At 40.5% G+C, this 25,304-nt stretch carries 31 protein-coding genes and 1 other annotated feature; of the genes, 11 read left to right on the plus strand and 20 right to left on the minus strand.

Annotation, left to right across the window (positions count from 1 at the left end):
* The first annotated feature begins 17 nt into the window (after nt 1-17).
* Nucleotides 18-788: a FixH family protein gene (locus tag LC090_RS17610; protein WP_226659310.1), complete on the plus strand. Its 771-nt coding sequence runs from the start codon at nt 18-20 to the stop codon at nt 786-788.
* Between the two features lie 39 nt (nt 789-827).
* Here LC090_RS17610 and tyrS read toward each other — a convergent pair whose 3' ends face one another.
* The 6 genes from tyrS to LC090_RS17640 form a co-directional block, all read right to left on the minus strand.
* Nucleotides 828-2,075: a tyrosine--tRNA ligase gene (tyrS, locus tag LC090_RS17615; RefSeq protein WP_226659311.1), complete on the minus strand. Its 1,248-nt coding sequence runs from the start codon at nt 2,073-2,075 to the stop codon at nt 828-830.
* A 59-nt stretch (nt 2,076-2,134) separates the two neighbouring features.
* Nucleotides 2,135-2,359 (minus strand) — a binding site (T-box leader).
* A 116-nt stretch (nt 2,360-2,475) separates the two neighbouring features.
* On the minus strand, nt 2,476-3,411 hold the full coding sequence (gene hemH, locus LC090_RS17620) for a ferrochelatase (RefSeq protein WP_226659312.1): 936 nt from the start codon (nt 3,409-3,411) through the stop codon (nt 2,476-2,478).
* A gap of 375 nt (nt 3,412-3,786) precedes the next feature.
* Nucleotides 3,787-4,137 carry a hypothetical protein gene (locus LC090_RS17625; protein WP_226659313.1) on the minus strand — a complete coding sequence of 117 codons (351 nt, stop codon included), beginning with the start codon at nt 4,135-4,137 and terminating at the stop codon, nt 3,787-3,789.
* 76 nt (nt 4,138-4,213) lie between these two features.
* On the minus strand, nt 4,214-4,588 hold the full coding sequence (locus LC090_RS17630) for a permease (protein ID WP_226659314.1): 375 nt from the start codon (nt 4,586-4,588) through the stop codon (nt 4,214-4,216).
* Nucleotides 4,585-4,794, minus strand: coding sequence for a helix-turn-helix transcriptional regulator (locus LC090_RS17635; RefSeq protein WP_226659315.1), 210 nt, complete (start codon nt 4,792-4,794; stop codon nt 4,585-4,587). The genes LC090_RS17630 and LC090_RS17635 overlap by 4 nt, the downstream gene beginning before the upstream one ends.
* A gap of 153 nt (nt 4,795-4,947) precedes the next feature.
* Nucleotides 4,948-6,129 carry an MFS transporter gene (locus LC090_RS17640; RefSeq protein ID WP_226659316.1) on the minus strand — a complete coding sequence of 394 codons (1,182 nt, stop codon included), beginning with the start codon at nt 6,127-6,129 and terminating at the stop codon, nt 4,948-4,950.
* 431 nt (nt 6,130-6,560) lie between these two features.
* On the opposite strand from LC090_RS17640, the gene LC090_RS17645 reads away from it, so the two are divergent.
* From LC090_RS17645 to LC090_RS17655, 3 genes are read left to right on the plus strand one after another with little or no spacing between them, the layout of a single operon-like run.
* Nucleotides 6,561-7,709 (plus strand): NAD-dependent epimerase/dehydratase family protein, encoded by a 1,149-nt coding sequence (locus LC090_RS17645; protein ID WP_226659317.1) that lies wholly within the window; start codon nt 6,561-6,563, stop codon nt 7,707-7,709.
* Nucleotides 7,710-7,739: 30 nt separating this feature from the next.
* The gene (locus LC090_RS17650) at nt 7,740-8,882 is read left to right on the plus strand and encodes a glycosyltransferase family 4 protein (protein ID WP_226659318.1); all 1,143 of its coding nucleotides are present in this window, start codon (nt 7,740-7,742) and stop codon (nt 8,880-8,882) included.
* Between the two features lie 21 nt (nt 8,883-8,903).
* Nucleotides 8,904-9,359, plus strand: a complete 456-nt coding sequence (locus LC090_RS17655; RefSeq protein WP_226659319.1) for a GtrA family protein — start codon at nt 8,904-8,906, stop codon at nt 9,357-9,359.
* Nucleotides 9,360-9,395: 36 nt separating this feature from the next.
* Here the strand turns inward: LC090_RS17655 and LC090_RS17660 are convergent, their stop codons facing one another.
* Nucleotides 9,396-10,226 carry a DUF368 domain-containing protein gene (locus LC090_RS17660; protein WP_226659320.1) on the minus strand — a complete coding sequence of 277 codons (831 nt, stop codon included), beginning with the start codon at nt 10,224-10,226 and terminating at the stop codon, nt 9,396-9,398.
* Nucleotides 10,227-10,476: 250 nt separating this feature from the next.
* Between LC090_RS17660 and LC090_RS17665 the strand changes: the two genes are divergently transcribed.
* Both LC090_RS17665 and arr read left to right on the plus strand, forming a co-directional pair.
* A complete protein-coding gene (locus LC090_RS17665) occupies nt 10,477-11,364 on the plus strand; it encodes a DMT family transporter (RefSeq protein ID WP_226659321.1) in 888 nt (295 codons plus the stop codon).
* A 194-nt stretch (nt 11,365-11,558) separates the two neighbouring features.
* Nucleotides 11,559-11,975, plus strand: coding sequence for an NAD(+)--rifampin ADP-ribosyltransferase (gene arr / locus LC090_RS17670; protein WP_226659322.1), 417 nt, complete (start codon nt 11,559-11,561; stop codon nt 11,973-11,975).
* A 107-nt stretch (nt 11,976-12,082) separates the two neighbouring features.
* On the opposite strand, the gene LC090_RS17675 is transcribed toward arr, so the two are convergent.
* The 3 genes from LC090_RS17675 to LC090_RS17685 form a co-directional block, all read right to left on the minus strand.
* On the minus strand, nt 12,083-12,469 hold the full coding sequence (locus tag LC090_RS17675; protein ID WP_226659323.1) for a gamma-glutamylcyclotransferase family protein: 387 nt from the start codon (nt 12,467-12,469) through the stop codon (nt 12,083-12,085).
* Nucleotides 12,470-12,550: 81 nt separating this feature from the next.
* Complete coding sequence (locus tag LC090_RS17680; protein ID WP_226659407.1) at nt 12,551-14,272, minus strand: pyruvate oxidase; 1,722 nt, start codon at nt 14,270-14,272, stop codon at nt 12,551-12,553.
* Between the two features lie 110 nt (nt 14,273-14,382).
* On the minus strand, nt 14,383-15,144 hold the full coding sequence (locus LC090_RS17685; protein ID WP_226659324.1) for an SDR family NAD(P)-dependent oxidoreductase: 762 nt from the start codon (nt 15,142-15,144) through the stop codon (nt 14,383-14,385).
* A 149-nt stretch (nt 15,145-15,293) separates the two neighbouring features.
* Here LC090_RS17685 and LC090_RS17690 point away from each other — a divergent pair, with 149 nt between their 5' ends.
* Entirely contained in the window at nt 15,294-15,671 is a 378-nt protein-coding gene (locus tag LC090_RS17690) for a thiol-disulfide oxidoreductase DCC family protein (protein ID WP_226659325.1), read from the plus strand.
* A gap of 69 nt (nt 15,672-15,740) precedes the next feature.
* The gene (locus LC090_RS17695) at nt 15,741-16,358 is read left to right on the plus strand and encodes an NUDIX hydrolase (RefSeq protein ID WP_226659326.1); all 618 of its coding nucleotides are present in this window, start codon (nt 15,741-15,743) and stop codon (nt 16,356-16,358) included.
* Between the two features lie 73 nt (nt 16,359-16,431).
* Here LC090_RS17695 and LC090_RS17700 read toward each other — a convergent pair whose 3' ends face one another.
* The 3 genes from LC090_RS17700 to LC090_RS17710 are packed head-to-tail and all read right to left on the minus strand — an operon-like array spanning nt 16,432 to nt 17,992.
* Complete coding sequence (locus tag LC090_RS17700) at nt 16,432-17,037, minus strand: SGNH/GDSL hydrolase family protein (RefSeq protein ID WP_226659327.1); 606 nt, start codon at nt 17,035-17,037, stop codon at nt 16,432-16,434.
* Nucleotides 17,038-17,418 carry a DUF4937 domain-containing protein gene (locus LC090_RS17705; RefSeq protein ID WP_226659328.1) on the minus strand — a complete coding sequence of 127 codons (381 nt, stop codon included), beginning with the start codon at nt 17,416-17,418 and terminating at the stop codon, nt 17,038-17,040.
* Nucleotides 17,405-17,992: a DNA-3-methyladenine glycosylase I gene (locus LC090_RS17710; protein WP_226659329.1), complete on the minus strand. Its 588-nt coding sequence runs from the start codon at nt 17,990-17,992 to the stop codon at nt 17,405-17,407. The genes LC090_RS17705 and LC090_RS17710 overlap by 14 nt, the downstream gene beginning before the upstream one ends.
* 91 nt (nt 17,993-18,083) lie before the next feature.
* On the opposite strand from LC090_RS17710, the gene LC090_RS17715 reads away from it, so the two are divergent.
* Nucleotides 18,084-18,719, plus strand: coding sequence for an FMN-dependent NADH-azoreductase (locus tag LC090_RS17715; protein WP_226659330.1), 636 nt, complete (start codon nt 18,084-18,086; stop codon nt 18,717-18,719).
* A gap of 29 nt (nt 18,720-18,748) precedes the next feature.
* Here the strand turns inward: LC090_RS17715 and LC090_RS17720 are convergent, their stop codons facing one another.
* The 3 genes from LC090_RS17720 to LC090_RS17730 all read right to left on the minus strand — a co-directional run bounded on the left by LC090_RS17720 (nt 18,749) and on the right by LC090_RS17730 (nt 20,316).
* Complete coding sequence (locus LC090_RS17720; protein WP_160920233.1) at nt 18,749-18,904, minus strand: hypothetical protein; 156 nt, start codon at nt 18,902-18,904, stop codon at nt 18,749-18,751.
* A 41-nt stretch (nt 18,905-18,945) separates the two neighbouring features.
* Nucleotides 18,946-19,452 (minus strand): GNAT family N-acetyltransferase, encoded by a 507-nt coding sequence (locus tag LC090_RS17725; RefSeq protein WP_226659331.1) that lies wholly within the window; start codon nt 19,450-19,452, stop codon nt 18,946-18,948.
* An 87-nt stretch (nt 19,453-19,539) separates the two neighbouring features.
* Nucleotides 19,540-20,316, minus strand: coding sequence for a hypothetical protein (locus LC090_RS17730; protein ID WP_226659332.1), 777 nt, complete (start codon nt 20,314-20,316; stop codon nt 19,540-19,542).
* A gap of 203 nt (nt 20,317-20,519) precedes the next feature.
* Here LC090_RS17730 and LC090_RS17735 point away from each other — a divergent pair, with 203 nt between their 5' ends.
* Nucleotides 20,520-21,110 carry a DedA family protein gene (locus tag LC090_RS17735; protein ID WP_226659333.1) on the plus strand — a complete coding sequence of 197 codons (591 nt, stop codon included), beginning with the start codon at nt 20,520-20,522 and terminating at the stop codon, nt 21,108-21,110.
* Between the two features lie 26 nt (nt 21,111-21,136).
* Here the strand turns inward: LC090_RS17735 and LC090_RS17740 are convergent, their stop codons facing one another.
* The 3 genes from LC090_RS17740 to LC090_RS17750 form a co-directional block, all read right to left on the minus strand.
* Nucleotides 21,137-21,541 carry a GNAT family N-acetyltransferase gene (locus tag LC090_RS17740; RefSeq protein ID WP_226659334.1) on the minus strand — a complete coding sequence of 135 codons (405 nt, stop codon included), beginning with the start codon at nt 21,539-21,541 and terminating at the stop codon, nt 21,137-21,139.
* Nucleotides 21,542-21,553: 12 nt separating this feature from the next.
* Nucleotides 21,554-22,042, minus strand: coding sequence for an NUDIX domain-containing protein (locus tag LC090_RS17745; protein ID WP_226659335.1), 489 nt, complete (start codon nt 22,040-22,042; stop codon nt 21,554-21,556).
* Between the two features lie 215 nt (nt 22,043-22,257).
* Nucleotides 22,258-22,920, minus strand: a complete 663-nt coding sequence (locus LC090_RS17750) for a hypothetical protein (protein ID WP_226659336.1) — start codon at nt 22,918-22,920, stop codon at nt 22,258-22,260.
* Between the two features lie 167 nt (nt 22,921-23,087).
* Between LC090_RS17750 and LC090_RS17755 the strand changes: the two genes are divergently transcribed.
* Nucleotides 23,088-23,369: a hypothetical protein gene (locus LC090_RS17755; RefSeq protein ID WP_226659337.1), complete on the plus strand. Its 282-nt coding sequence runs from the start codon at nt 23,088-23,090 to the stop codon at nt 23,367-23,369.
* A gap of 68 nt (nt 23,370-23,437) precedes the next feature.
* On the opposite strand, the gene LC090_RS17760 is transcribed toward LC090_RS17755, so the two are convergent.
* Entirely contained in the window at nt 23,438-25,132 is a 1,695-nt protein-coding gene (locus LC090_RS17760; protein WP_226659338.1) for a M3 family oligoendopeptidase, read from the minus strand.
* Nucleotides 25,133-25,304: the final 172 nt, after the last annotated feature.

Raw genomic sequence — 25,304 nt, forward strand, 5'->3', positions numbered from 1 at the left:
ATGAAAGGAAGAGTATCATGAGAAAAATAGGTTCTTGGATTTCCATCCTTAGTGTCGCTGTCGCACTTGCTGCTTGCGGACAGGATAATGCAAATGAAACCGAAAACAATTCAACAGCAGAAGAAACGCAGGTGGAAACACTTGATGTTGCACTCGATACTCCTGAAAAGGTAGAAAAAGGCGAAAAGGTGACTTTCTCAGCAACCGTTACTCAGGGAGATGAAACGGTAGACGATGCAGATGAAGTGATGTTTGAAGTATGGAAAGAAGGATCCAAAGAAGAGAGCGAAATGATCGAAGCTTCTCGCGATGGTGATGGGGTGTATTCCGCTGAAAAGGAACTCGATGAGGCAGGAAAATATTTTGTTCAATCCCATGTAACTGCACGCGACCTACATACGATGCCGAAAAATGAAATCATGGTCGGTTCTGAAGAAGAAGCCGCTTCTGAAAGTCATGAACACGAGCATGAACACGAGCATGAACACGAAAGCGACGTATCCATACATTTGATGAAGCCTGAAGAAATAAAAGTCAATGAAGAAGTTTCCTTAATGGCCCACCTGCAAAAAGACGATTCTGCCTTAACGGGCGCTGACGTCAGATTTGAAATCTCAAAAGTAGACGAAGAAAAAGCTGAGTGGATTGACGCTAAAGAAATGAAGGATGGAGAATACGAAGCATCTACCTCATTTAAAAATGCTGGCGACTATACGGTTACCATCCATGTTGAAAATGATGAAGGTCTCCATGAACATACAGAGGAAAATGTAACAATCACAGAATAACGAAGAGGCTCCCCCTTTCACTTAAGGGGGAGCCTCTTCCTAGTTGAACTTGATTTTTTTGAATTTTCGTTTTCCTACTTGAATTACGAGCCCATCCTCTATCTTCACGTCCTCGTTAACATCCGTCACTTTTACCTCATTTAGCTTAATGCCGCCGTTTTTCACCATTCGTCTTGCTTCACTTGTTGAGGGTAGCATGCCGAGTGAAACGATTAAATTCGAAATGGAGACAGTACGTTCCCCTTCCCATAGCACTTCCTCGATATCGGTTGGCAGCTGCTTTTGCTGAAACACTTTCTGAAATTGGGACTCGGCTGCTTGAGAAGCTGTTTCTCCGTGAAACATGCGGACAATGGTTTTTGCGAGATTCATCTTTGCTGTTCTTGGATGAATCTGATCCTCTTCCACCTGCTGTCGCACCATCTTCTTTTCATCTAGCGATAAATCGGTAATCAGTTCGGTGTATTTTACAACAAGTTCATCTGGTAGCGACATCGCTTTTCCATACATTTCTGATGGTTTTTCCGTAATTCCGATGTAGTTGCCTTTTGACTTAGACATTTTCTCAATTCCATCTAACCCTTCAAGCAAAGGCATCATTAATACAACTTGTTTCTCTTTTCCGAACTGTTCTTGAAGGTGACGCCCCATAAGCACGTTAAAATATTGATCATTACCACCAAGTTCGATATCACTTTCTAAATGAACAGAGTCATACCCCTGCATGAGCGGGTAAAAGAATTCATGAAGAGAGACGGGTTTATTCTCCTTCATTCGATTTTCAAAGTCGTCCCGCTCAAGTAAACGAGCGACCGTTATTTTACCAGCAAGTTCAATCACATCTTCAAACTTTAGTTCGGAAAGCCATTTTGCATTATAATGAAGCTCCACTTTACTTTGATCCAGAACTTTTCCGAACTGTTCAAGGTAGGTCACGGCATTTCGTTTCACTTCTTCATCAGTCAGTTGCACTCTTGCCGTAGACTTTCCTGTCGGATCACCAATCTTCCCTGTAAAGTCTCCAATAATTAATTGAATGGTATGCCCATTTTCTTGAAACTGTCTTAACTTATTTAACACAACGGTGTGACCAATATGAACATCCGGCGCAGAAGGATCAAGCCCTAATTTTACCTTAAGCGGTTTATTGTGAATAAGCGAACTCGCGATTTTTTGCTTAAGCTCTTCTCCGGGAATGACTTGACTCGTTCCATGGGTATAAACCGCATACTGCCTTTCCATTTCCTTTCTTTGCTGATCAGATAAGTGATCCATGATGCTAGTCATTCCTGTCGACCTCCTAATAAATTATTTTTTAGAACTAAAAAAGCCACGCCCCTATAATAGATAGGGACGTGGCTTAACACGCGATACCACCCTGATTGAAGAAACAAATTCTTCCGGCTCGTTTTGGATAACGGTTCTCCCGTTCCTGACTAGTAAGATCACTCCGTTCGTCAAGAAAGCTCTAAGGGGTAATTCACGGCTATGCTGTACCAGTTCACACCACCCACTGGTTCTCTGAAACTACTAATCATAACGCGCTACTGGTTCCTCTTCACAGCTTTTGCTGGCGATACATGAATTTCTCATTACTTTATCTTCTTTTTCTACGCGTGTCAATTCTTTTTTCATACTAGTACACGTAAAAAAAAGCAGCCTGCGAAAAAGCCAGACTGCGTTTCGTTTACTTCTTATTTAGTTCCTTTAAAACGACAGTTGAAAGAATCTCAATAAATTCATGCTGCGCATTGGGCATTTCTGGTCGATAATAATTTGCTCCAATGTCATCCGTCACAACTTTACATTCGTAGTCATTGTCAAACAAAACCTCAAGATGATCAGCAACAAAGCCTACAGGTGCATAAACGAATGAAGTAAAGCCCTGCTTTTCGTGAAGATCTCGCGTTAAATCCTGTACGTCAGGACCGATCCATGGATCAGGCGTGTTTCCTTCACTTTGCCAACCGATCGCCACATTTTTCACACCAGATTCCTCAACGATAAGATCAGCCGTTTCTTTCAATTGATCAGGATAAGGATCTCCATTTGCGATAATTTTTTCAGGTAAGCTATGTGCAGACACTATTAAAACGGCTTTTTCCCGTTCTTGTTCAGACATCCCATCAAAAATGGTTTTAATACGCTTCGCCCAGTAGGAGATAAACTTCGGCTCATCGTACCAACTTTCTACCGAATGAATCACTGGTCCACCAATTTTCTCCGCTTCTTGTTTGGCTCGTCCATTGTATGATTTGATGCTAAATGTCGAGAAATGAGGTGCAAGAACGATGCTCACTGCTTCTTCAATTCCATCATTGTGCATCTCCTGAACAGCATCTTCAACAAAAGGTTCAATATGCTTTAACCCAATATACAGCTTAAACTCAATGTCATCTTGAACCTTATTAAGGTGAGCTTCTAATCCTTTCGCCTGGTCTTCCGTTATTTTTGCAAGTGGTGAAATACCACCGATCGCTTTGTAACGATCTTGAAGGTCTTTTAATTGTTCATCAGACGGCTTACGTCCACGTCGTATATGTGTGTAATATCGTTCAATATCCTCTTCTTTATAAGGCGTTCCATACGCCATTACAAGTAGTCCCATTTTTTTCTTAGCCATGAATATGTTCCCCTCTCGTCCGGATATTAATTAAATAGACTATCTTTTTATAATCATTATCATCTAGTTAACAGTATACCTTTTTTTCTCCCCTGAATCAAAGGAATCTGACCTTTATTTCGCAACGTTTTGTGTCATTCCAATTGAACCAAATCTTTATGTAGATTGCCACTTCCGATGCGCTTCCTTCACAAGTATAGCGAACATCGGTCGTTCTGTCTTTCTCATCTTTCGCTTCTCTTTCAGCCTGTCCAACAAAAGTTCGTTTCATTCTGCGTTAGAGTAAAGCGGTAGGGAGGTGGGGGTCAGGTACGTACCTGACCCCCTATCGTCGCCCAAAAGAAAAAGCTGCGCACATTTGCGCAGCTCTTCACCTTATTTCTCCATCGCACCATTATGTTTTGAAACCACTTCACGCAAATCCGTGTCATCTGATTCATCTGTTTCAAATGCTAATAAATAGCGAAATTGATGATCAGCCTTCTCAGAAGGATCTGCATTCTCCTCTTGTTTGCCTGTAGGCGTTTCGTTCGAGAAGAACAAATCATTGTTCGCTCCTGCGGGTGTAGCCGTTCCTTGCCCTGGGATAGGTATATCAATGTTAAGCTTTTTATCTTCTGGAATATGTTCAACTGACAGTTGACTTACGGAGTAAGTCTGCAAATCAGCTTTTGCACTCTCTGCATCGTTCTCTGTTGTAAAATAGGCTTGTAATGATTTACTCATGTCAATCCAACTCCTTTTTGTTGATCTCACAAAAGAGTTTCCCGTTTCTCATCCGTTCTAATCATCATAGTGGAATTTAATACTGCTTAGCGACGATCACCATTGAAACAAAAACGGTACTAATCAGCATGGCAGCTAACACACTCAGCATTGTTACTGCACTAATATTCACAATGTTGAATTGGAGAAGGAAAAGAAACACCATGATATACCCGAGCACAGCAAAATAGGAATAAAACATCCCTTTCTCTCGTATCATTCGACTTCGCTCATCCTTCGCCTTAAACTGTGGCTGAAGATAACTTAAGCAAAAGGTCATAATGGACATCGCAATCATGATATAACTGACAGGAATCGGTTCATTTCCTGTACTTAAACCAACACTTACAAGCAATAAAGCATTTAATGCAAAAAAGAATCCAAATCCAATGTACGCTTTATGTAAGCTCACTCCTCATCCCCTCCTGAATCCAAATAAAAAACTTCCTCTACAATCGTTCCAAATAATTTTGATATTTCAAGTGCAAGCGGTAAGGACGGATTGTACTTCCCCTTTTCAATTGAAATAATTGTTTGCCTTGAGACACCGAGTATTTCTGCCAGACGGTCCTGAGAATAACCTTTTTCTGCTCTTTTTTTACGGAGACTATTTTTCACCGAACCATCCTCCTTGTTTCTTCCCTTCCATTCTAAAGTAAAATAACCTTTACGTAAAGTTCACTTTACATCAAATTTATACGCTAATGCTGAATCAGGGATAATCAGTCACTACAACAAACAGCCCCCATCCGAGATGAAGGGCTGTTTCGATTAGTCATCCAAAAATTGAATTCTTTTTAATAAATAAAGCGCTGATGCTAACAATAGAACACCTGATAAAGCAAAAACGAATGCCACACTAACGGCTTCAGCAAGAAAACCATATAGCAGAGAACCAAGGCCAAATGTGATTGAGATCAGAGCACTTTGCGCACTAAATACTTCAGGAAGCGACTCCTTCAGGCATTTCTTTTGAATGATCGTCACCATGATAATTGATTTTACTTGTTCCACCAGTCCTGAGAGAACGGTTAAAAGAAGGGCAATAACAGGCACACTTGTTAGTCCAAATAGAAACGTGAGGATACTAATGGCAAAGCACGTTATAAGTAGCGTCACCTTCATATACTGTTCAAACCATTTTGTATATTTCGATACCAACATGCCTCCAGCGATCAAACCGATAAAAAAGCTCGCGTTTAAATACCCCCACCACGCTTCTGATTTCAGGAGAACTTCTTCTACAAAAATGTAAAGAATCGCAGCAATCCAGACGACATTTGCAATGGCTTCAATAAAGATCATAATATGAAAAATCCGTAAAATGGGATGCTCCCATATCAGTTTCCACCCGCTCATTAATGGCATTTTCTTTTTGTAATCACGTTGCTCTCTTACAACGATTAGTGCCATTAGGAACGTGGAAATGACATACGTGCAAAAAGTAAGCCAGATCACAAAAGGTCCTGACGTAGCCGCCACAAAAATACCGCCAATCGCCCAACCGCCAAATTGAATGGACTGATCGACGACTGCGACGAAACTATTTGCTTTCGCAAGTTCTGCTTCATGCACGAGTTGAGGAAGCATGGCGTTTCGAGCAGGCGTAGCCCATCCATCCAAAAAAGCGATTAGAAAGGCAAATGGTAAAATGAACAAAACGGATGGAGTGAAGAGCCCTAAAGATATACCAAGCGACCCCAACAGTACCGTTTTTATGCTCTGCGATCCAACGAGCAACCCTTTTAATGAATAACGATTTAATACAAGTGGTGCACACATTCCGCTCAAAAAACGAGCCATTGTAATCGTGAACGGTAACAGCGACAAATAAAGTGCTGAACCCGTTGCCTGGTAAAGAACAGCAATCAGCGCAACGATATATAGAACGTCTCCCGTGTTGGAAAATCCCTGTCCCATCCACAGAAAACGAAAAGAACGCAATCTCATCATAACTACCCCTTTTAAAATTTGTTCTTGCATAAAGGAAGGGTAGTCAGGTTTACATCGGCACAATCACTCCTATTCTTCACAGTCTTGAGATTATCACGGAAATAGGTAAATAGGTAAGCTAGCACAATCGTGGGCGTTATGATGAGAATATTCGTTACTAAAAGTATCGATTTTCATTGTATCACACTCTAATTTTATTGTTTTCAATTTTCTAAATTAAATAATTGTTTTTATAAAGCGTTTCAGGCAAACTTAAAGGTGTACCCTCACTTTGTTTAGGGAATGCAGTAGGTATAAGTTCACAGATTCATTTAAAGTTTTCGTAAATAAAACTGTCCTAAGTTGAATGCAATCTTGATGAATGCTATCGTAAATACTTGATAAAGCAAGGATTTCACAACTAAATCGACCATTTGATGGAGGTAGAATCTATGAGAATTATTGTAGCAGGTGGAGATGGTTTCTGTGGGTGGCCGACTGCACTTTACTTATCAAAACAGGGCCATGAGGTAACAATCATTGATAACATGGTTCGACGAAAGTGGGATGACGAACTACGTTCAAATTCGCTTACCCCTATTTTACCGCTAGAAGAGCGCGTACAAAAATGGGAAGAAAAAACAGGAAAGAAGATCGCGGTATACGATTGTGATCTGATGCACTATGACTTCTTAAAAGAGATCTTCAAACAAGTGCAGCCAGAAGCTTTTGTTCATTTTGCTGAACAACGCTCGGCCCCTTATTCCATGATTGATCGTGAACATGCGGTGTTTACACAAACAAACAACGTTGTTGGTAATTTAAATGTTCTCTATGCAATTAAAGAAGTCACACCTGATTGTCACCTGATTAAACTGGGAACAATGGGTGAATATGGACAGCCTAACATAGATATTGAAGAAGGATACATAAAAATCGAACATAAAGGACGCGAAGATGTCCTTCCATTTCCGAAACAACCGGGATCGTTTTATCATTTATCAAAAGTTCATGATAGCCATAACATTCAATTTGCCTGCAAAATTTGGGGAATTCGTGCAACAGACTTGAATCAGGGAATTGTTTACGGACTCCATACAGATGAAGATGAGCATGACGAAGGGCTGATCAACCGTCTTGATTATGACGGCGTATTTGGTACAGCACTCAATCGTTTCATTATCCAGGCGGCAATTGGTCATAACTTAACGGTGTATGGTTCTGGAAAACAAACGCGCGCATTCTTAAACATCAAAGATACCATTCGCTGTGTCGAAATTGCAGCTGAAAATCCAGCTGATAAAGGGGAGTTCCGCGTCTTCAATCAGTTTACAGAAGAATTTTCTGTTCTGGAACTTGCTGAAAAAGTTCAGCGCGTTGCGGAAGCTAAAGGACTTAACGTTAGCATTGACCACCTTGAAAATCCTCGTGTGGAGAAAGAAGAGCATTACTATCATGCCGTTAATACAAGCTTAATTGACCTTGGGCTGGAGCCATCTCTTCTTACTGATGATCACATTTCGAGAACACTGGATACAGCACTTAAATACAAAGATCGCGTCCTGAAAGAAAACGTGCTTCCGAATATTACTTGGAAATAAAGGATGCAAACTACTAATTGAGGTGTTCTTATGAAAATATCCATCGTAACCGAGACGTTTCTTCCTTCTACTGACGGTGTCGTGACAAGACTTCGTGCATCGATTGATTATTTAATCGATCAAGGACACGAAATCCAGGTCATCGCACCTGATTTAGGAGTGCGTAGCTATCGGAATATTCGCTTTGATGGAGTTCAGCCTCGTACATTCTTTCTCTATAAACATCGAAAATTTGGCATGCCTACTCGTACGATCAAACGTTACTTAGAAGATTTTGATCCTGACCTCGTTCATGTCGTAAACCCGGCTTTTATGGGCTATTCTGGCATTAAGTACGGTAAAAAACTTGGTGTTCCACTTATCGCCTCTTACCATACCCATGTGCCCAAATACGCCAATTACTACAATATGTCCTGGTCGGAACCTCTTCTCTGGTGGCATTTCAGAAGAATGCACAACAAAGCGGATATTAATCTTTGCACGTCACAAGCCATATTAGAAGAGTTAAATGAACAAAATTTCTATAATATGCATTTATGGAAGCGGGGCGTTGATACCGAACGATTTAACCCCGAATTGCGTGACAGTAACATGCGATGTCGCTTATCAAATGACCATCCAGATAAAACGCTTCTTCTTTTTGTTGGAAGACTCGCATTTGAAAAAGAGATCGATTCACTTGTTCCAATGCTTGAACAAAAGCCAGATACACATCTTGCGATTGTTGGGGATGGTCCCTATCGCAGTGAACTCGAAAAAAACTTTGGTCATCTAGAAAACGTGACGTTCACTGGCTTTCTACACGGAGAAGAGCTAGCAAAGGCTTACGCTTCTGCAGACGCCTTTATGTTTCCATCAACAACGGAAACGCTAGGTCTTGTGATTCTTGAAGCGATGGCAAGCGGCCTTCCCGTCATTGCTGCTGAATCAGGTCCGACAAATGAACAGGTAGAAGATGGTTCCACCGGTTTGCTCTATCGTTCAGGCAGTAACGGTAATCTGACTGAAGTGATCAATCGTCTGCAAGAATCTGGCCTTCTCGAAAAAATGTCGAAAGAGGCCTATGAGCATTCAAGAGATTATGGATGGCGAGGTCCAGCGCAGCAGCTACTTGATTTTTATGAGTCTGCCATTGAACAAAAGCAAGAGAAGCAGCAACAAGCGATTCAATAGAAATGATAGAAGGTTGAGTATATGAAGCAGTGGCGAATTGGCAGGGGTTCAAAACAGGTGATGAGCTTTAGTGCGATTGGTGTGATGAATGCACTAGTCGACATTGGGGCTTTAAATCTCCTTATGCTGTTCTTTCCAACAGATGATCGAATCCAGCTTATTATGTACAACACAATTTCATACGTGCTGGCGATCATTAACAGCTATTTCTGGAATGCCAAGCTGACGTTCCCTTCCAAAGCGATTCATGATCGCAAACAAGTCCTTTTGTTTATCGTACAGGCAGTGATCGCATTGGGTATTAGTAACCTGGTCTTTTATGGTGCACTACTCATTTTTGAATGGACCTCATTTCCTCGCTACATTGAACGCAATATTTCAAAGGGACTCGCCATGCTGCTCTCATCTGCTTCAAGCTTCTTTATGATGAAGCATCTTGTGTTTCCACGTAAAAAGCAAAAACAAGAGAATCAGTAAGACATAAAGAAACCGCAGGAGAGCCTGCGGTTTTGTCTATTCTACATTTTCTTCCTTATGTTCAATTTTACCAAGAACAACAGCTGCTCCTAATCCAAGCAACAGTGTTGCGATACTTGCAACAGCAAGACCCATATCAGGTTCAAAACCGGGGTATAACACAACCACTGATCCTATTACAAGGCCGATCATAACGGCATAGGTCGAAACGGTATATTTCGACAGTAAGTGAGCAATGACCTTACCTGTTAAGCTTAAGCCAATGATGATGCCTGCACCTACTGTTAACAGTAGAGGAATTTGAAAAGAGGAAAGACCGTGAATAACCGTTTGATACGATCCCAATAACAATAAAACAAAAGAACCGCTGACTCCTGGGAGGATCATGGCTGTACTAGCTAACCATCCTGAGAAGAACAGAATGATATAATCAACCAGGTCTAGCGATTTCATTACTTCTCCTCCGTCTCCCTTTAGGAACAGCGTGGATGCGATTAAGAGTCCAGCCACTATCAATAAACCATAATGGACAGGCTCGAATGTTTTCTTATAATCCACTTTCCTTAGAAGAAAAGGGACAACGCCAATAATTAATCCAATGAAGAAAAAGAATGTTGGCTGCGGAAAATGCTCAAGCAGCATCTCCATCAGTTGGCTAACAAGCAGTAAGGCAAGTCCTACGCCTATTAAAAGAGGAAGAAAAAAGCCAATTTCTTTTTTCCAATGCTTGCTCATTAATCCATTAATCCCACTAATTAACCTTCTATAAATGCCTAGTACCATCGCAATTGTTCCACCACTAACACCAGGAATTAAATCACTGACACCCATTAATAAGCCTCGATAAATATTTCGCCACACAAACATGTTCACGTTTCTCCTTCTACATTCTGCCTAATACCTACATACCCATAACTCAGCTTTTGTTAACCGCACATTTTTATCAGATTGCCCGGTAAATAAAGCTCAATTATTCTTCTACTATGCCACATCCTCTTCCTATCATGTTAAATCAATTTTGTGACATTTCTTAATGAGAGCCTGGAAGTTGAAATTAGAGATCGCTTTGAAGTAAAGTGATAGAAGTGATTTCCGATTGATTAACTGGAGGAATTTGATGAGTGATCGAAATAAAGGAATTATTCTATTATTAATATCATCTTTTGGTTTTGCGATGATGGCAGCTTTTGTAAAGCTATCTGGGGACGTTCCAACAATTCAAAAAACCATGTTTCGAAATGCCGTATCTGCTATCATTTCATTTGGATTTGTGATGTATTACAAAGAAAGGTTATTTGGTAAAAAAGAAAATCAGAAATTCTTGCTTCTGCGCTCCGCTCTTGGAACGCTAGGAATCATCTTCTATTTTTACGCAATCGACAATCTCGTTTTATCTGATGCCGACATGCTCAACAAGCTGAGCCCTTTCTTGTTAATCATTTTCTCTGCTCTTTTCTTGAAAGAAAAAGCGAGACGTTTTCAGATCGTTGCGATTGTTATTGCGTTTATCGGAACGCTTTTGATTATCAAGCCGCAGTTTTCAGTCGAAACAATCCCATATATATCAGGACTGCTTTCTGCGATCTTCGCCGCAGGCGCTTATACTGTGTTAAGAGTGCTGGGACAGCGTGAAAAATTCTATACAGTTGTCTTTTATTTCTCATTTTTTTCAACCGTTGTTCTGTTACCTTTCGTTATTATGTTCTATGAACCAATGGAGACGAAACAGCTCATTTATCTCTTATTAGCAGGCGTGTTCGCGACGCTTGGTCAATTTGGCCTTACAGTGGCTTATAAGTTTGCGCCAGCTCGAGAAATATCGATCTTCTTCTACTCAACGGTTGTATACTCGGCTTTAATTAGCATCGTGCTATTCGGACAAATCCCTGATGCCTGGAGTATTATTGGCTATATCATCATTTTCTCTGCTTCTTTCTATATGTTCCTACGTAATAATCGAGAAGCGAAAAAGGTTGAGAAAAGAGAGTTACAAACCACTCAGTAATGAATACAAAAAACAGCTTGTTAAACTTCTACTTCAGTTTAACAAGCTGTTTTTCAATCCATCCACGAACTATTCTTAAACACTTCTCTATCTCTATTATACTGTTATTTTCAAATGATTTACAGACTACTTTTTCTAACTTTCCTACCTTATACTATTTTATACAAATCTAAAGCCATAAGGAGTGTAGCAAGATGAATAACAAAAACGATGTCTTAGACAAGGGACCATTCTTTCATGGTACTAAAGCCCAACTAAACCTTGGAGATCTTTTAGAGCCTCAGCACTTATCTAATTACCAGAACAAAAAGTCAAACTATATCTATTTTACTGCAACATTAGATGCAGCTAAATGGGGTGCTGAATTAGCAACATCACCATCACCAGAAAAAATTTACATTGTAGAACCATTAGGAAATTTTGAAGACGATCCGAACGTTACGAACAAAAAATTCCCTGGAAACCCCACACGTTCTTATCGATCTAAATCCCCTTTGAAAATAATAGCTGAATTAAGTTCATGGGAAAGGCATTCAGAAGAAGAAATAAATCATATGCTGACATCTTTAAAAAAGTTACGTGAACAAGGGAAAGCCATTATATACGATTAATCTGTCCTCCCCTATTTTGTTGAAATTTGAGAGAATGATTAAGTCTAAAAATGTTTAGCCACTACATTACATTTTAGGATATGAGTATTTTTTCAAGTGGTATTTAGTCACTTTTTCTTTTTTCGATACGCTATCCAATCACCATCAGGTATTTCAACAAACCGTTTTTTCGAATTTTTCATCACATAGGTCATAGCTTCATAGCTCTCTTCATCACTCTCAATTTTCAGCACCACACGATCATACAAATTATGATCTCGTCCTTCCTGGTAACCTTCAAGTAGATTGATTCTCTCAAGTAATGGATCATCCACTTCATAGACTTCTCCGTAAACCTTCCCTCTGTCATGTTGAATCAAAGCTGGATACCCATCTCCTGTGTCATACAATTTTCCTTTTGTCCAACAGAGGCTTTCTTTTAAGACTGCTCCACTTATCACGTTATGATTGTTTTCTCCAGAACGAAGCGTTCCATAGCAAAAGACTAGATGCATGTGTTTCCCCCCTTTGTATTGATAATCCTAACTAAAATGACGAAAAGCCCGCTTAAAAGCGGGCTCTCCAAACACGTTACCTTAAAAAATTCGCTTCAATGCCTTTTTGAGCGGTGGCATATCAATTTCCTGGTCTTCAAATGCTTTTTTCAGCATGTATTTTGAATAGCTTGCCGCTTGTTCATAGGTGATTTTACCTGGAAGTGGCGGCTGCTCTTCGATCACAACATCAACAATAACTGGCTTTGTTGATTTTGCCGCTCGTTCAAAGGCTGGCAATAATTCTTCATACTTCTCAACACGATAACCTTCACCACCAGCCGTTTCAGCAAATGCGGCAAAGTTAAAGTCTTTCAATTCCGTTTCATAATCAATGTTTCCAATTTCCTGCTGTTCATACTTAATCATACCTAGACGCTCATTGTTTAAAACGACAACAATCATCGGTAGCTTATACTTTACAGCGGTTAAGAAGTCTTGCATCACCATCGTAAAGCCACCGTCACCACAAATTGCTACGGCTTGACGATCTGGATGAGCTAGTTTACCTGCAATCGCTCCTGGAAGCCCGCATCCCATCGTCGCCATCCATGAGGAAATGATGAATTTCTGGTTCGTGACGCGTAGGTGTCTTGAAGCCCACACCGTCACATTCCCAACGTCGACAGAAAGCACTGCATCATCATCAAGAACTTTTTGTAGCTGCGGCATCACTTGTTGAGGCTTAATCGGTGTGGACTGCTCGCTTTCAATCTTTTCAAGATGAGACCACCAGTTTTTCATATTATCTTGACATTTTTCAATAAAATCACGATCTTCCTGATAATTGGTATGCTGTGTTAAATAGGATAACGTCCATTTCGCATCCCCAATTAACCCGACCGTAACAGGATATCGTTTCCCGATTTGAGTTGGATCAATATCAATTTGAATGGCTTTCGCTTTATCTGGTAGATAATCACGATACGGGAATGACGTTCCCACCATAATAAGCAAATCCGTTTCTTCCATCGCTTCATATGCAGGCTTCGTACCGATTTGGCCAAGCTGTCCAAGATTATAAGGGTGAACATCTGGAATTGCCCCTTTACCAGGCAAACTTAAAATAACAGGAGCGCCTGTTTTTTCGGCAAAACCGAGCAGTTCTTCCCTGGCATGCTTCGAACCTTTCCCAGCTAAAATGACCGGTCGCTTGGCTTCATTTAACAGGCCAACAGCTTCATTTAAATTGGAGTCATGGGGGTGGACGACTGCTTTCGAACGAATGAGAGACGAATTCTCTACTTTTTGTTTCACTTTTTCTGCAGCAAGATCATCTGGAATCGTAAGAATGGCGACACCTTTTTTCTCAACTGCTGTTCGAATCGCTTGATGCGTAAGATCCGGGAGTGATGCGGCTGTTTCAACCCTTCGATTAAATACCGACACATCATCAAACATGCGTTCAAGGTTAATTTCCTGGAATTGATCGGTTCCAAGCTGGTCGCTTGCTACTTGCCCCGCTATAACAAGAACTGGAGCACCGTCAGCCTTTGCATCATAAAGACCATTCATCAAGTGAACGGCTCCAGGTCCTGCAATGGAAAGACATACGCCTATTTTTCCAGTTATCTTCGCATACGACGCTGCAGCAAGAGCACCTACTTCTTCATGACGCACCTGTATGAACTTCATACGATCTTGAGCCTTTCGCAAATTCTCTACAAAATGGTTAATTGAATCTCCCGGCAAACCATAAACATGGTCTACGCCCCATTCAGAAAGTGTATTTAGTAATATCTCACCAGCATTTTTATCAAACATCATGACTCCTCCTTCGTTTCCTTATCCATAATGGGAAAGTACCCCTCTATAGGAACAGTGAAACGTATGAGAAAAAGAATAAAGCAGCCCAATGGACTGCTTCATTCAGATTAAGTTCTAGGGCCACCGGCTACATAAAGAACCTGTCCACTAACAAAGGACGAGTTCTCATCTGCAAAAAAGAGGGCAGCGTTCGCAATATCTTCAGGCTTTCCGGTTCTCGCTACTGGAATCTGCTTTTTGTTGTAGTCAATAAACTCTTCAAACTTAACCCCAAGACGCTCAGCAGTGGCTTTTGTCATATCACTCTCAATAAATCCTGGGGCGATCGCATTGGCCGTAATACCATATTTACCAAGCTCAAGGGACAGTGTTTTGGTTAATCCCTGAATGCCTGCCTTTGCAGCTGAATAATTTGTTTGTCCGCGATTTCCAAGTGCGGAAGTAGACGAAAGACTAATGATGCGACCATACCCTTGCTCCACCATATATTTTTGTGCTGCTCTTGAAGCATAAAAACTCCCGGTGAGGTGAACTTGCATCACCGTCATCCAGTCCTCATCCGTCATTTTAAATAACAGATTATCTCGGATGACCCCCGCATTGTTTACGAGAATATCAATCCCTCCGAAAGCCTCAGCTGCTTCTTTCATGCTTGATTCTACCTGCTCTCGATTCGTAACATCCACATTGCCTGTCATAACCGAGTATCCTTTCTCTTCCAACTCCTTACTTGTTCTGGACAGCGCTTCTTCATTTACATCCGCCAGGTAAACGTTTGCCCCTTCACTTGCAAAGGTTTCTGCAATACTTGCCCCAATCCCTCTGCTTCCACCTGTTATGTAAGCCACTCTACCATTCAATCGTTTCACTCAACATCGCTCCTGTAAACGTTTTCTTCTTAACTAATTAGACTATAATAATATTACAATTTTCTGTCAACTGCTTCCATCTTGTTTAAAACAGTGATAATAAGTGAAAAGAATAGAAGAATGAATTATTTATATTGGAGGCTATCGCGATGAAACATCTCGTTTTTTATGATGCTGAATGCCCTTTTTGTTATTATGTAAAGAAATCACTGCGTAAACTAGACTGGTTTAATAAGATTGAATGGATACCGGTTCAGGAAATTGAAAAACACCCAGAAGACTATCCGTATATGCAATTCCGCCATAAACGGATGTATGATGAGATTCATATGCTAACATCATCCGGAAACCTTCACGCCGGCTTTTATAGCGTAAGACGCCTGTTAATGGCGCTTCCTGTTACAGCACCGCTTTCCCTACTACTCTATTTACCTTTTATTGATAAGCTTGGTTCACCATTCTACATCTGGTTTTCCAAAAACCGCTATGACTGGTTCGGCCGCTATTCAGAGCCTCGTTTTGAATAATCTTTCTTACAGCTCGTTCAACCTTTTGATAGAATGAACTGAGGCTACGGTTGAAAGGATGTATCGGATATGGAACAAAAATGGCTTACTTGGGCAAAACAAATTCAATCAATCGCTCAAGCTGGGTTAACCTATACGCAGGATCACTATGATTATGAACGCTATCTTGAGCTTCGGCAGCTAAGTGCTGAAATGATGGAAACATATACAGAATACGATATGAAAACCATTCAGCAGCTTTTCACAAATGAGACAGGCTATCAAACGCCTAAAGTAGACGTTCGAGCGGTCGTTTTCCATGAAGCGAAATTGCTATTTGTAAAAGAGAAAGCAGATGGTAAGTGGTCTCTTCCCGGTGGATGGGGTGACGTCGGCTTCACACCTGGAGAAGTAGCGGTGAAAGAAGTACGAGAAGAGTCAGGCTATCTTGTTGAAGCACGACGGCTGCTTGCTGTCCTTGATCATAAACAACACCCTCATCCCCCATCGCCATATCATATTTATAAGGTGATGATTGCGTGTGAGCTAATTGGTGGAAGCGCAGCTGAAAGCATTGAAACAAGTGATTCCGGTTTTTTTGCTCAAAATGAACTCCCGCCTTTATCAACTGGGCGAATTACAGAATCGCAAATTGACATGCTTTTTGCGATACATAAAGATCCATCAATTGCCCCCGTTTTCGATTAATTTTACGGTAATCTTCTTAAAAGGCTTTGTTCAGGATGAACAGAGCCTTTTAAAGATTTCCTGAAGCTTTCAATTAAAGCAACTTATCTACACATGTTTCTAGCCAGATCTTTGCCATTAACTGATTTCCCGTCTCCGTCATATGCACGCCATCTGTGGTTAACGTTCCCTGATCTTTTTTGAGTTCTTCTATAAAAGCAATATGAGTTGGCACCAATATTGCATCATATTTCACAGCTAACTGACGAACAATTTCTACATAAGGTAAAAGCTTCTGATTGCCGATCGAATCGATTCTTTCTTCAATAATTGTCGGCTCCATCAAGATACACTTTGCCCCTAACGATCCAACCTTCTCTACTAATTCTTCATATATTTTTTTGAAATCATGTGGCATGATCTGATCCATTTCAGGGTGATCAAGCTGTCTCCATACATCGTTTATACCAATTGAAATGGATACAACATCAGGCTGAACCGACAAAACATCTCGGCTCCATCTCTCTTCAAGGTCTGTAATCCGATCACCGCTCACGCCTTTATTGATGATCTCAACAGCATCTTTCTTTAGAATTTCATCCCGAATCATTCTGACATATCCATAACCCAGTCTTTCTGAGTCTTGGTTTCTTCCTGAATCTGTAATGCTATCTCCTATGAACAACCACTTTTGTTTCATCTACGAGCCCTCCTCCATATGATCAGTTGTAACCGTCCACTTTCTATTGACGTTACTACCCTGCTCATGTAACCAATTAATGGCATAATGATCGATATCCTTTACATCAATCTCCTCGGTCTCGATCTCAATCGAGTCAATACACTCTTGTTGATTTGTCTTCATATAAATCGCATCGTGATCATTATTCATAAACCGAGCATATGATTGGCGATTTTTCCAAAAGCCAATCACCATCGCAATATTTTCTTCTGACCAACCACCATATTGAGCTACAAATCCTTTATGATCACATAATCCATGCCATCGTTCTTGACCATATGAAAACGTTTCGCTCATCTTTTCCTTTACGTGACAAACCATTTTTTTAATCAACATCATCTTCAGTCCATTCCATTGCATTGGGATGCCTGAAGCAGTCTGTCGTATGATCATTCACGATACCAACTGCCTGTAGGAAACTATACATAATAACAGGACCAACAAACGTAAAACCACGCTTTTTCAAGTCTTTACTTATCTTCTTGCTTAGTTCGGTTTCAGCAGGTACCTCTTCGATGCTTTTCCACCTATTGAGGATTGGGGTGTTTTCTGTAAACGCCCATATGTACGATGAAAAACTTCCAAACTCCTCTTGAATCTTGAGAAAGGCTTTCGCATTCTTTACCGTTCCACGCACTTTCAGCTTGTTACGAATGATCCCTTCATCCATGAGCAGTTCTTGTATTTTCTCCTCACCATAAGCCGCTACTTTCTCTACTTCAAACTGATCAAAAGCCTTCCGGTAATTCTCTCTTCTTTTCAAAATCGTAATCCAACTTAATCCTGCCTGGGCACCTTCTAAAATTAGCATTTCAAAAAGTTTCTGATCATCACGAACAGGCACACCCCATTCGTCATCATGATACGCTTTATAAATCTCTTCTTCACTAACCCATGCGCATCGGTTTACCATTTTTCCACCTCCAGTTAATGAACCTCATCGCTTTGAATACTTTTTCTTACGGAAGCCATACTAAGTGGCGAAAACAAAGGAGATGAGCGTTATGGCCAAAGTGCTTTATATTACCGTAAATCCGAAACCAGTAAAAGAATCCTTTAGTTTAAGTATAGGGGAAGTTTTCCTTGAAGCCTACCAAGAAAAAAATCCGAATGATGATGTTCTAAAGCTAGATCTCTATAACATTGATCTCCCTTATATTGATACGGACGTTTTTAACGGTTGGGGCAAGCTCCAGCAGGGAAATGGTTTCGATCAGCTATCGGGAGACGAACAGTTAAAAGTGAGTAAAATCAACGACCTTACGGATCAATTTATCGCAGCAGATAAATATGTCTTTGTAACGCCATTCTGGAATTTTAGCTTTCCGCCTAAATTAAAAGCCTATATTGATACGATAGCCATTGCTGGAAAGACATTTAAGTATACAGCTGAAGGACCAGTCGGTTTATTAACCGATAAAAAAGCCTTACACATTCAGGCTCGTGGCGGCATCTATTCAGAAGGTCCAGCAAAAGAGATGGAATTTGGAGATCGGTATTTACATGCCGTCCTTGGATTCCTTGGTATACAGTCTGTTGAATCTGTGATTGCAGAAGGAATGGCGCAAATGCCCGAGAAAGCGGAAGAAATTAAGAAAAAAGCAATGGATGAAGCTCGTCAGGCTGCCGAAAATTTTTAACCAACAAAAAAAGCGCAAATGCGCTTTTTTTACTCTTTCCTTATCGTATGATCAAGCGGAATCATCAAGCTGTAATCAAAGGGAAAACTCATCTCAGCCACTTCTTCATTTTCTTGAGATTCATCGCTCATCGTAAATTCCCCCGGAATGCCTTCAAGCGGAATATGCTTTGTATGATCAAACATATCATCGCCTCCTTCCATTTGTAGTATGGATGAAGAACGATTTAATTATGAGCTAATAGCTTTGACATATAATATTCATCAACAAACTCATCATCAATAACCAATGAATGACGCTTTAACCCCTCTACCTCAAATCCAGCTTTTCGATAAAGAGCTAAGCCGGCTTCATTTCGCGTTACCACATTGAGCTCGAGACGATGGATGCGATGGTCATTCGCCCATTTTTCTAGCTCAGTAAATAAAGCGGAACCAACACCCTGCCCCTGATCTTCTTTTCGGATTCCAATCACCAGGTAAACCGAATGGTTGTTTCGCTTCGCCTGTCCACCAATCGCGATTAAGTAACCAATTAATTCACCAGAACGTTCAGCTACAAAAATTCTCGAATGACGGTCTCGCTCCATTTCTTCAATGCGTTCCCGCTGTTCCTCTACTGTCGTCTTTCTTTCACCACTTTCGAAAAGCATAAAGGATGCTTCATTTTCAACCTCTTTCATTAAATTCACAAAAGCTGCTGCATCATCAGGACTAACTTGTCTAATCTTCATGTCTGTTTCCTCATTTCCTGTAAAATCCATTCATCTTTTTAGCTTATCATAAGAAAAACGTGTATGAATGCTCATACACGTTTTTGCTTACTGTTCCACCACTTGTCTCGTTTTCTTTTCGAGCTTTCTTACTTCTTTCATGAGCTCTTTATATCCTAATCGCGTTAACTCGAAGTCTTCGTTAACCATTTCATATTCGATTAGAATAGTGCGCTTTGGTTCTGGAATCTCGTTATAAATGAGACGAAGTTCTTCATTTAATTCAACAAAAGAACTTGATTCAACAGACTCTACACCAATTAATTCAGCAACTAATTTCATATCAGGCGTTTCCTTAATGAAAAGCCCCTTCTTATCAATGACAGCTTTTTGAATTTTATCTTTGAAGAGTAACACTTCTTGCTTAATGCGGTTACTTTCAGATTCCTTTTGCTGCATGCGATTTCGGTATGATTCTTTCTCTATTTCATCGAGGTCTGCTTTTGACAAAAGTTCTTCAAAAAGCATCGTTTTATCACTATTGATCTGTTCAAGCTCACGTTCCTTTTCTGCTTCCTCGATGGATTCTGCCTCGGCCTGTGGCTGTTCAAGAGAAAACGATAGCTGATTAGCCTCGTTAGATGCTTGAGCAGGCTGTTCTGCTTTTTCACCTTTTAGGACGCGATCAAAATCATGAATTTTTTTAATCACATATAACGATACGCCAACGCTAAGACACGTGATAAATAGTCTGAACATAAACGGAGAGAAAGCTACAAGATATAATAATAAGATAAATCCAATAATGGAAAGGACGGTTAAAGCTTTTTCTTTCCCCGTTTTCGCTTGCATTGGCTGATCTAATGTCGCTAGAAACTTCTTCATGGATGTTAACATCCTTACCTTTCACCTCTCTAATCAATTGTCATTCTTTCAGAAGAACGAACTTTACCCGGAGTGCTTACATTCCGGGTTCTATATTCATTCGGAACAAACCTTTTTTATACGACGGTAAGGTCTAACTTACCTCAATGGATAATACACTAACAAACAGGTGAATAGTTTGTCCACGAAAGGGGTTTTAACACATGGCTGCCTTTATTTATCAATGCTTAGACTGGCTACTTCAACTCGGCTATCTTGGAATAGCGCTAGCTCTCATGATTGAGATTATTCCGAGTGAGCTTGTGCTCGCGTATGGTGGATATATGGTATCTGAAAGAACCATTCACTTTATCGGTGCCGTTATAGCTGGAACGATTGGTGGGACACTCGCACAACTTTTTTTGTATTGGATTGGACGCTATGGTGGACGGTCTTTCTTAGAACGATACGGTAAATTTCTCTTCATATCTCCAAAACACTTTACACTTGCCGAAAGCTGGTTTGAACGGAATGGCGTGGGTGTCATTTTTACAGCCCGATTTATTCCCGTCGTTCGCCACGCGATCTCGATTCCAGCCGGTATTGCGAAAATGTCCCTCCTTCGATTCACGTTTTACACACTCTTAGCCATGATCCCATGGTCAGCTCTCTTTATCTATATGGGTTTACAGCTCGGTGAAAATTGGGTACATATCCATTCCGTTGCTAGAACTTATACGCTACCTATCAGCATTGGTGCAGGGTTCTTTCTCGTAAGCTATTGTTGCCTGCTCCTCATGAAAAGGAGCCGCTAAGCGTTCACTTCTTAATCCGTCTGTACTCAACGAAGCCTTTTTTGTAAAAAGTATTGGGTGTGGCCTTCTGGATGATCTTCCACTTTCCCGAAAACTTCGTATCCTTCTTTTAAGTAAAAACCCGGTGCTTGAAAACTAAAAGAATCAAGCAGAATTAGTCTGCAGTCCTTTTCTTCTGCTAGTCTTTCAATTTGTTGAAGTAGTTTCCTACCATATCCATGCCCTCTCATTTTCTCTTCTACCCAAAGAAAATCAATATGAAGGTGTTGCCAGAACAGTGTTCCAGAAATTCCTCCAATCACTTCCTCCTCTTCAATGACATAGGCTACCTTTTCAAGAGGCGTTTTTATTCTTTCAGAAAGTTGTTTTCCATTATATTCAATCACTTTCTGTTGAATGTCCTCTCGTGCTTGGTCATTTCTCTTTATCATTTAAATACCTCCTTATCCGAGCGTTCTTCGCGTTTCTTTTATTGGCGTTTCACTATGTTTCTCATATTCAATTGAAATTTCAAAAGTTCCCTCTTCAAAAAACTTTGGAAGTCTTTTTCGAAACCACTCTTGCATTGGAAGGTTATCTACAGCACTTCTTTTTACCCAATGCAGTTCTCCTTCAGGAGGACTTTCAAGAAGAGTGCCTGAGAACGTACGGGTAACATAATTAAAAACAACATATCTGTACTTTTCTTCCGTAATGATAAATTCGTCGATCCCTTTAAAAATTAGATCAGATGGTCGAACATTAAAACCCGTTTCTTCCAGGAGTTCTCTCGCCGCACCTTCAGCGAAGCTTTCTGACAGCTCAATTTTACCACCTGGCCCTATGTAGCCGGGGAAACCTGCTTCAGGAGGACGATTTAATAAGAGAATCTCATCCGTTTCTTCATTATGTAAGATCACCATGGATAGTAACGTTGCATGAATTGTCGTCATATTTTCCTCCTCAACAGCCAAAACATTTTTTCTATGATGACAGTATATACCATTCTCGGATGAGAACCTATCATCCTTTTATGAATTTTTTTTATAAAAGCGGGTAACATCATTAGGAGAAGGCTGGAGATAAGGCAGTGAAGTCAGAAGTGAGGTGGATTAAATAAAAAAAGCGCAGAAGCACCCGGGGCAAGAATGTTCTGCGTTAAGATCGGTTATTCTTCTTCTAGAATGGTTCGATACTGACTAAATAGTTCAGCAGGTTTAATCGTATCTTCTTCCTTATTGGAGAGAGCCGTATAGGGTGTTTCCACACGCGACCACTCAACATCTTCTTCGATTCTTTTAATCAAAAGGTCGTATCCATCACCATCAGAAGAACTTGTCACGTGTCGATACTCTCCGTTTTGCAAAGCAATATCAATTGCTTCACGGAGCTGTAGCAACCCTTCCCGATTCGCTAACAAAAACGCGGGGGAATGCCATAGTTCCTGGCCATAGAGTTGCATATAGGGGAACTTCTCACATTTCCCTTTCTCATTCACAATACGGTTCTCCATTCGGATGAGGCTGTTGTCATTCTTAGATTTTTCTAGATAAATCTCCATTCCTGTTATTCCTTCAATGACAGAGTCCAGCGCAATAACAAATAAGGAATAGAGTTCACTTGCCTGAACAAACATGACTTCATGATTAGCAAAATAGTATGCTGTAAGGGACAATTCTTCTTTTCGAAATGTGCTCTTGTACGTAAAATCTGTCAGTCTAGTACGCTCTTCTTGAACAATGTTGTGTTGCTCAAGCACCTTTTGAAAAGTGTTACTAAAATAAAGGCTCTCTAAGAGAACTACTGCATTGTAAAGCTCTTTTTCTGACAAGTGTATCCCTCCTTAAATGGATATCAAATTTAGCGGACCAGGAAAAGGATGCTCCATGTCAATTTTGAACATGCAGAATAGTGAGAAATGTTACTTCCATCATAGGCTATTTCGCTAATGAGGTAAAGAACAGGACCTCTGTAGATTACACAATAAGGAGTGATTCTATGTTAACTCGAACACATTACAAAGAACGTCGTCCTATAGATCATCGATTAATTAACTGGTCAGTTGAACAGACAAAAGAACAGGACTATCAAGATGCTAAGCTTGCAATTGTAGAGTGTACATGCACCAATAGTGACGGGGACGAATTACAGACGGTTAAAACGCTTGAAATGTCACCTGAGCATGACTCATGGGAAGAGTGGATGGATGAACTGAAAAAGGACCGCTTTGAGATCATTCAGTGTCCTAGCTGTAAGGTATGGACAATTGATGACAATTAAGAAGAGAACCTCAATGAACTAGTAGAACATCAAAAGCCCCTTCCTCATTCGGATAGGGGCTTTCGTCATTATTCAGGCAATGATTCGAGCTCAATGGAAATAAAGTCCATTAATCCTTTGATCATCGTTTCAGAGAAGTCGAAGTGAATACCGGCTGCTTCATAGACTTCAGCTAACGAAACTGAGCTTCCTAATGATAAGGCACGGTTGTAATTCTCAAGCGCCTGTTTAGGATTTTCACGATACTGGCGATACATTTGAATGGCGCCTAGTTGAGCAATCACATATTCGATATAATAGAACGGCACTTCAAAAATATGAAGAATGAGCTGCCAATTATTTTGAATCCATTCTTCTTGCCCCGTCCAATCCACAAAAGAGGAATCATAGGTGCGTGAAAGCTCCATATATTTCTCGCTTCGCTCCTTGCTCGTATGATTCGGGTTTTCATACATCCAATGTTGGAACTGATCCACCACGATCCCATTTGGGAGAAAAAGAATTAACCCTTCAAGCTGATCTCTCTTAGCTCGAAGTAGTTCTTTTTCATCTGTATACATAAGATTCCAATAGTCCATCGTAAGAAGTTCCATTGTCATACTCGCGAGCTCAGCTGACTCCATCGGCGTATCTTGATAAGCCGACAACATCTGATTACGTTTAAAATCATTATGAATGCAGTGACCCATCTCGTGAAGAAGTGTAATGAAATCATCTTGTGACTTGGTGCTATTCATGAAAATAAATGAAAGCTCTGAAACCGGCAAATACTCACAAAAACCGCCTTGAGCCTTTCCTTTGCGGCTTTCAAGATCAAGTGCCCCCTTCTCATTCATCTCGTTTAAAAGATAAGAAAAGCGTGGAGACAGCTGATCAAAAATATCAGAGGTTCCTTTAATTAGCTCTTCGATTTTATTAAAAGGACGAAGCGGCTGCTTATCTTCTGGAACAGCTCTCGTATCCCATGGCTTATACTCTTCAATTCCAAGCTCTTGTTGATGCTTTTTCTGTAACTTTTCCTTTAAAGGAACAACATGCTTTCGAACGGCTTCTGCAAGAGATTTACAATCTTCCGGCGTATAATCGAAACGCTCATACTTCTTAAACATATAATCGCGGTAGTTAGGTAGATTCACGTTTTCTGCTTTCTTCTGTCGCAGCTGAATCAGCTCATCCATAATCTCTTGCAACTCTTCTTTCTTCGTTAATAACGTTCGAAAGATTTCTTCCATGGCGTTTTTACGAATCGAACGATTTCCGTCCTGCATCAAAAGAAACATTTCGCTCAGCGTTTTCTCTTCTCCGTTCCAGTTAAACGAAAGAGACCCTGTATGCTCAAAATACCGATTGACGATTCGATCTTCTTCCACTTCTAAATCAATATTTTCTTCATTGAAAAGCGCCATCGCATTTTCTTTTCGAAGCAGAAATTGCTTGTAATATTCTTGGTTAAGATCCAGTCGATGAGGTGAGCTCTGAAATTTTTTATCAAATTCACCCTCATAGCGCTTCACCATTGGTTCAATGTATTCTTGATCGTGCTCAATGGCTTTCTTTGCTTCTTCATTGTTGCTGTGGCATTGGAAATCAATATAATGCCCAGCCAGGCCTTCCGCTACGCCATCCATTAATTCCGATAAACGCATCACCCATTTTTCTAGTTCATCAGCCGAATGAATTGGCTGATCGAGAAGAGCTTTAAAGGCCTCTTCTAATTTAGATGGGTTTTTAAAATCATATTTTTCAACGTAAAACGTACTCATCTTCTTCCCCCTTAAGATGCTTTATGTACCATTCCATAGTTTACCACAGAATTTTCTGACAGCCTATCATTCACGTGAAGCCATAATGGGCACAATTAATTGGTAAAAAGGGTAAAATAAAAATGGGCCCCCACCCCGTGGATGGGACCCCTCCTGTGTGGAAATCGAAGCA

Origin of the sequence: Guptibacillus hwajinpoensis, from assembly GCF_020524165.1 — a bacterium.
Classification (GTDB): Bacteria; Bacillota; Bacilli; order Bacillales; family Guptibacillaceae; genus Guptibacillus; species Guptibacillus hwajinpoensis_D.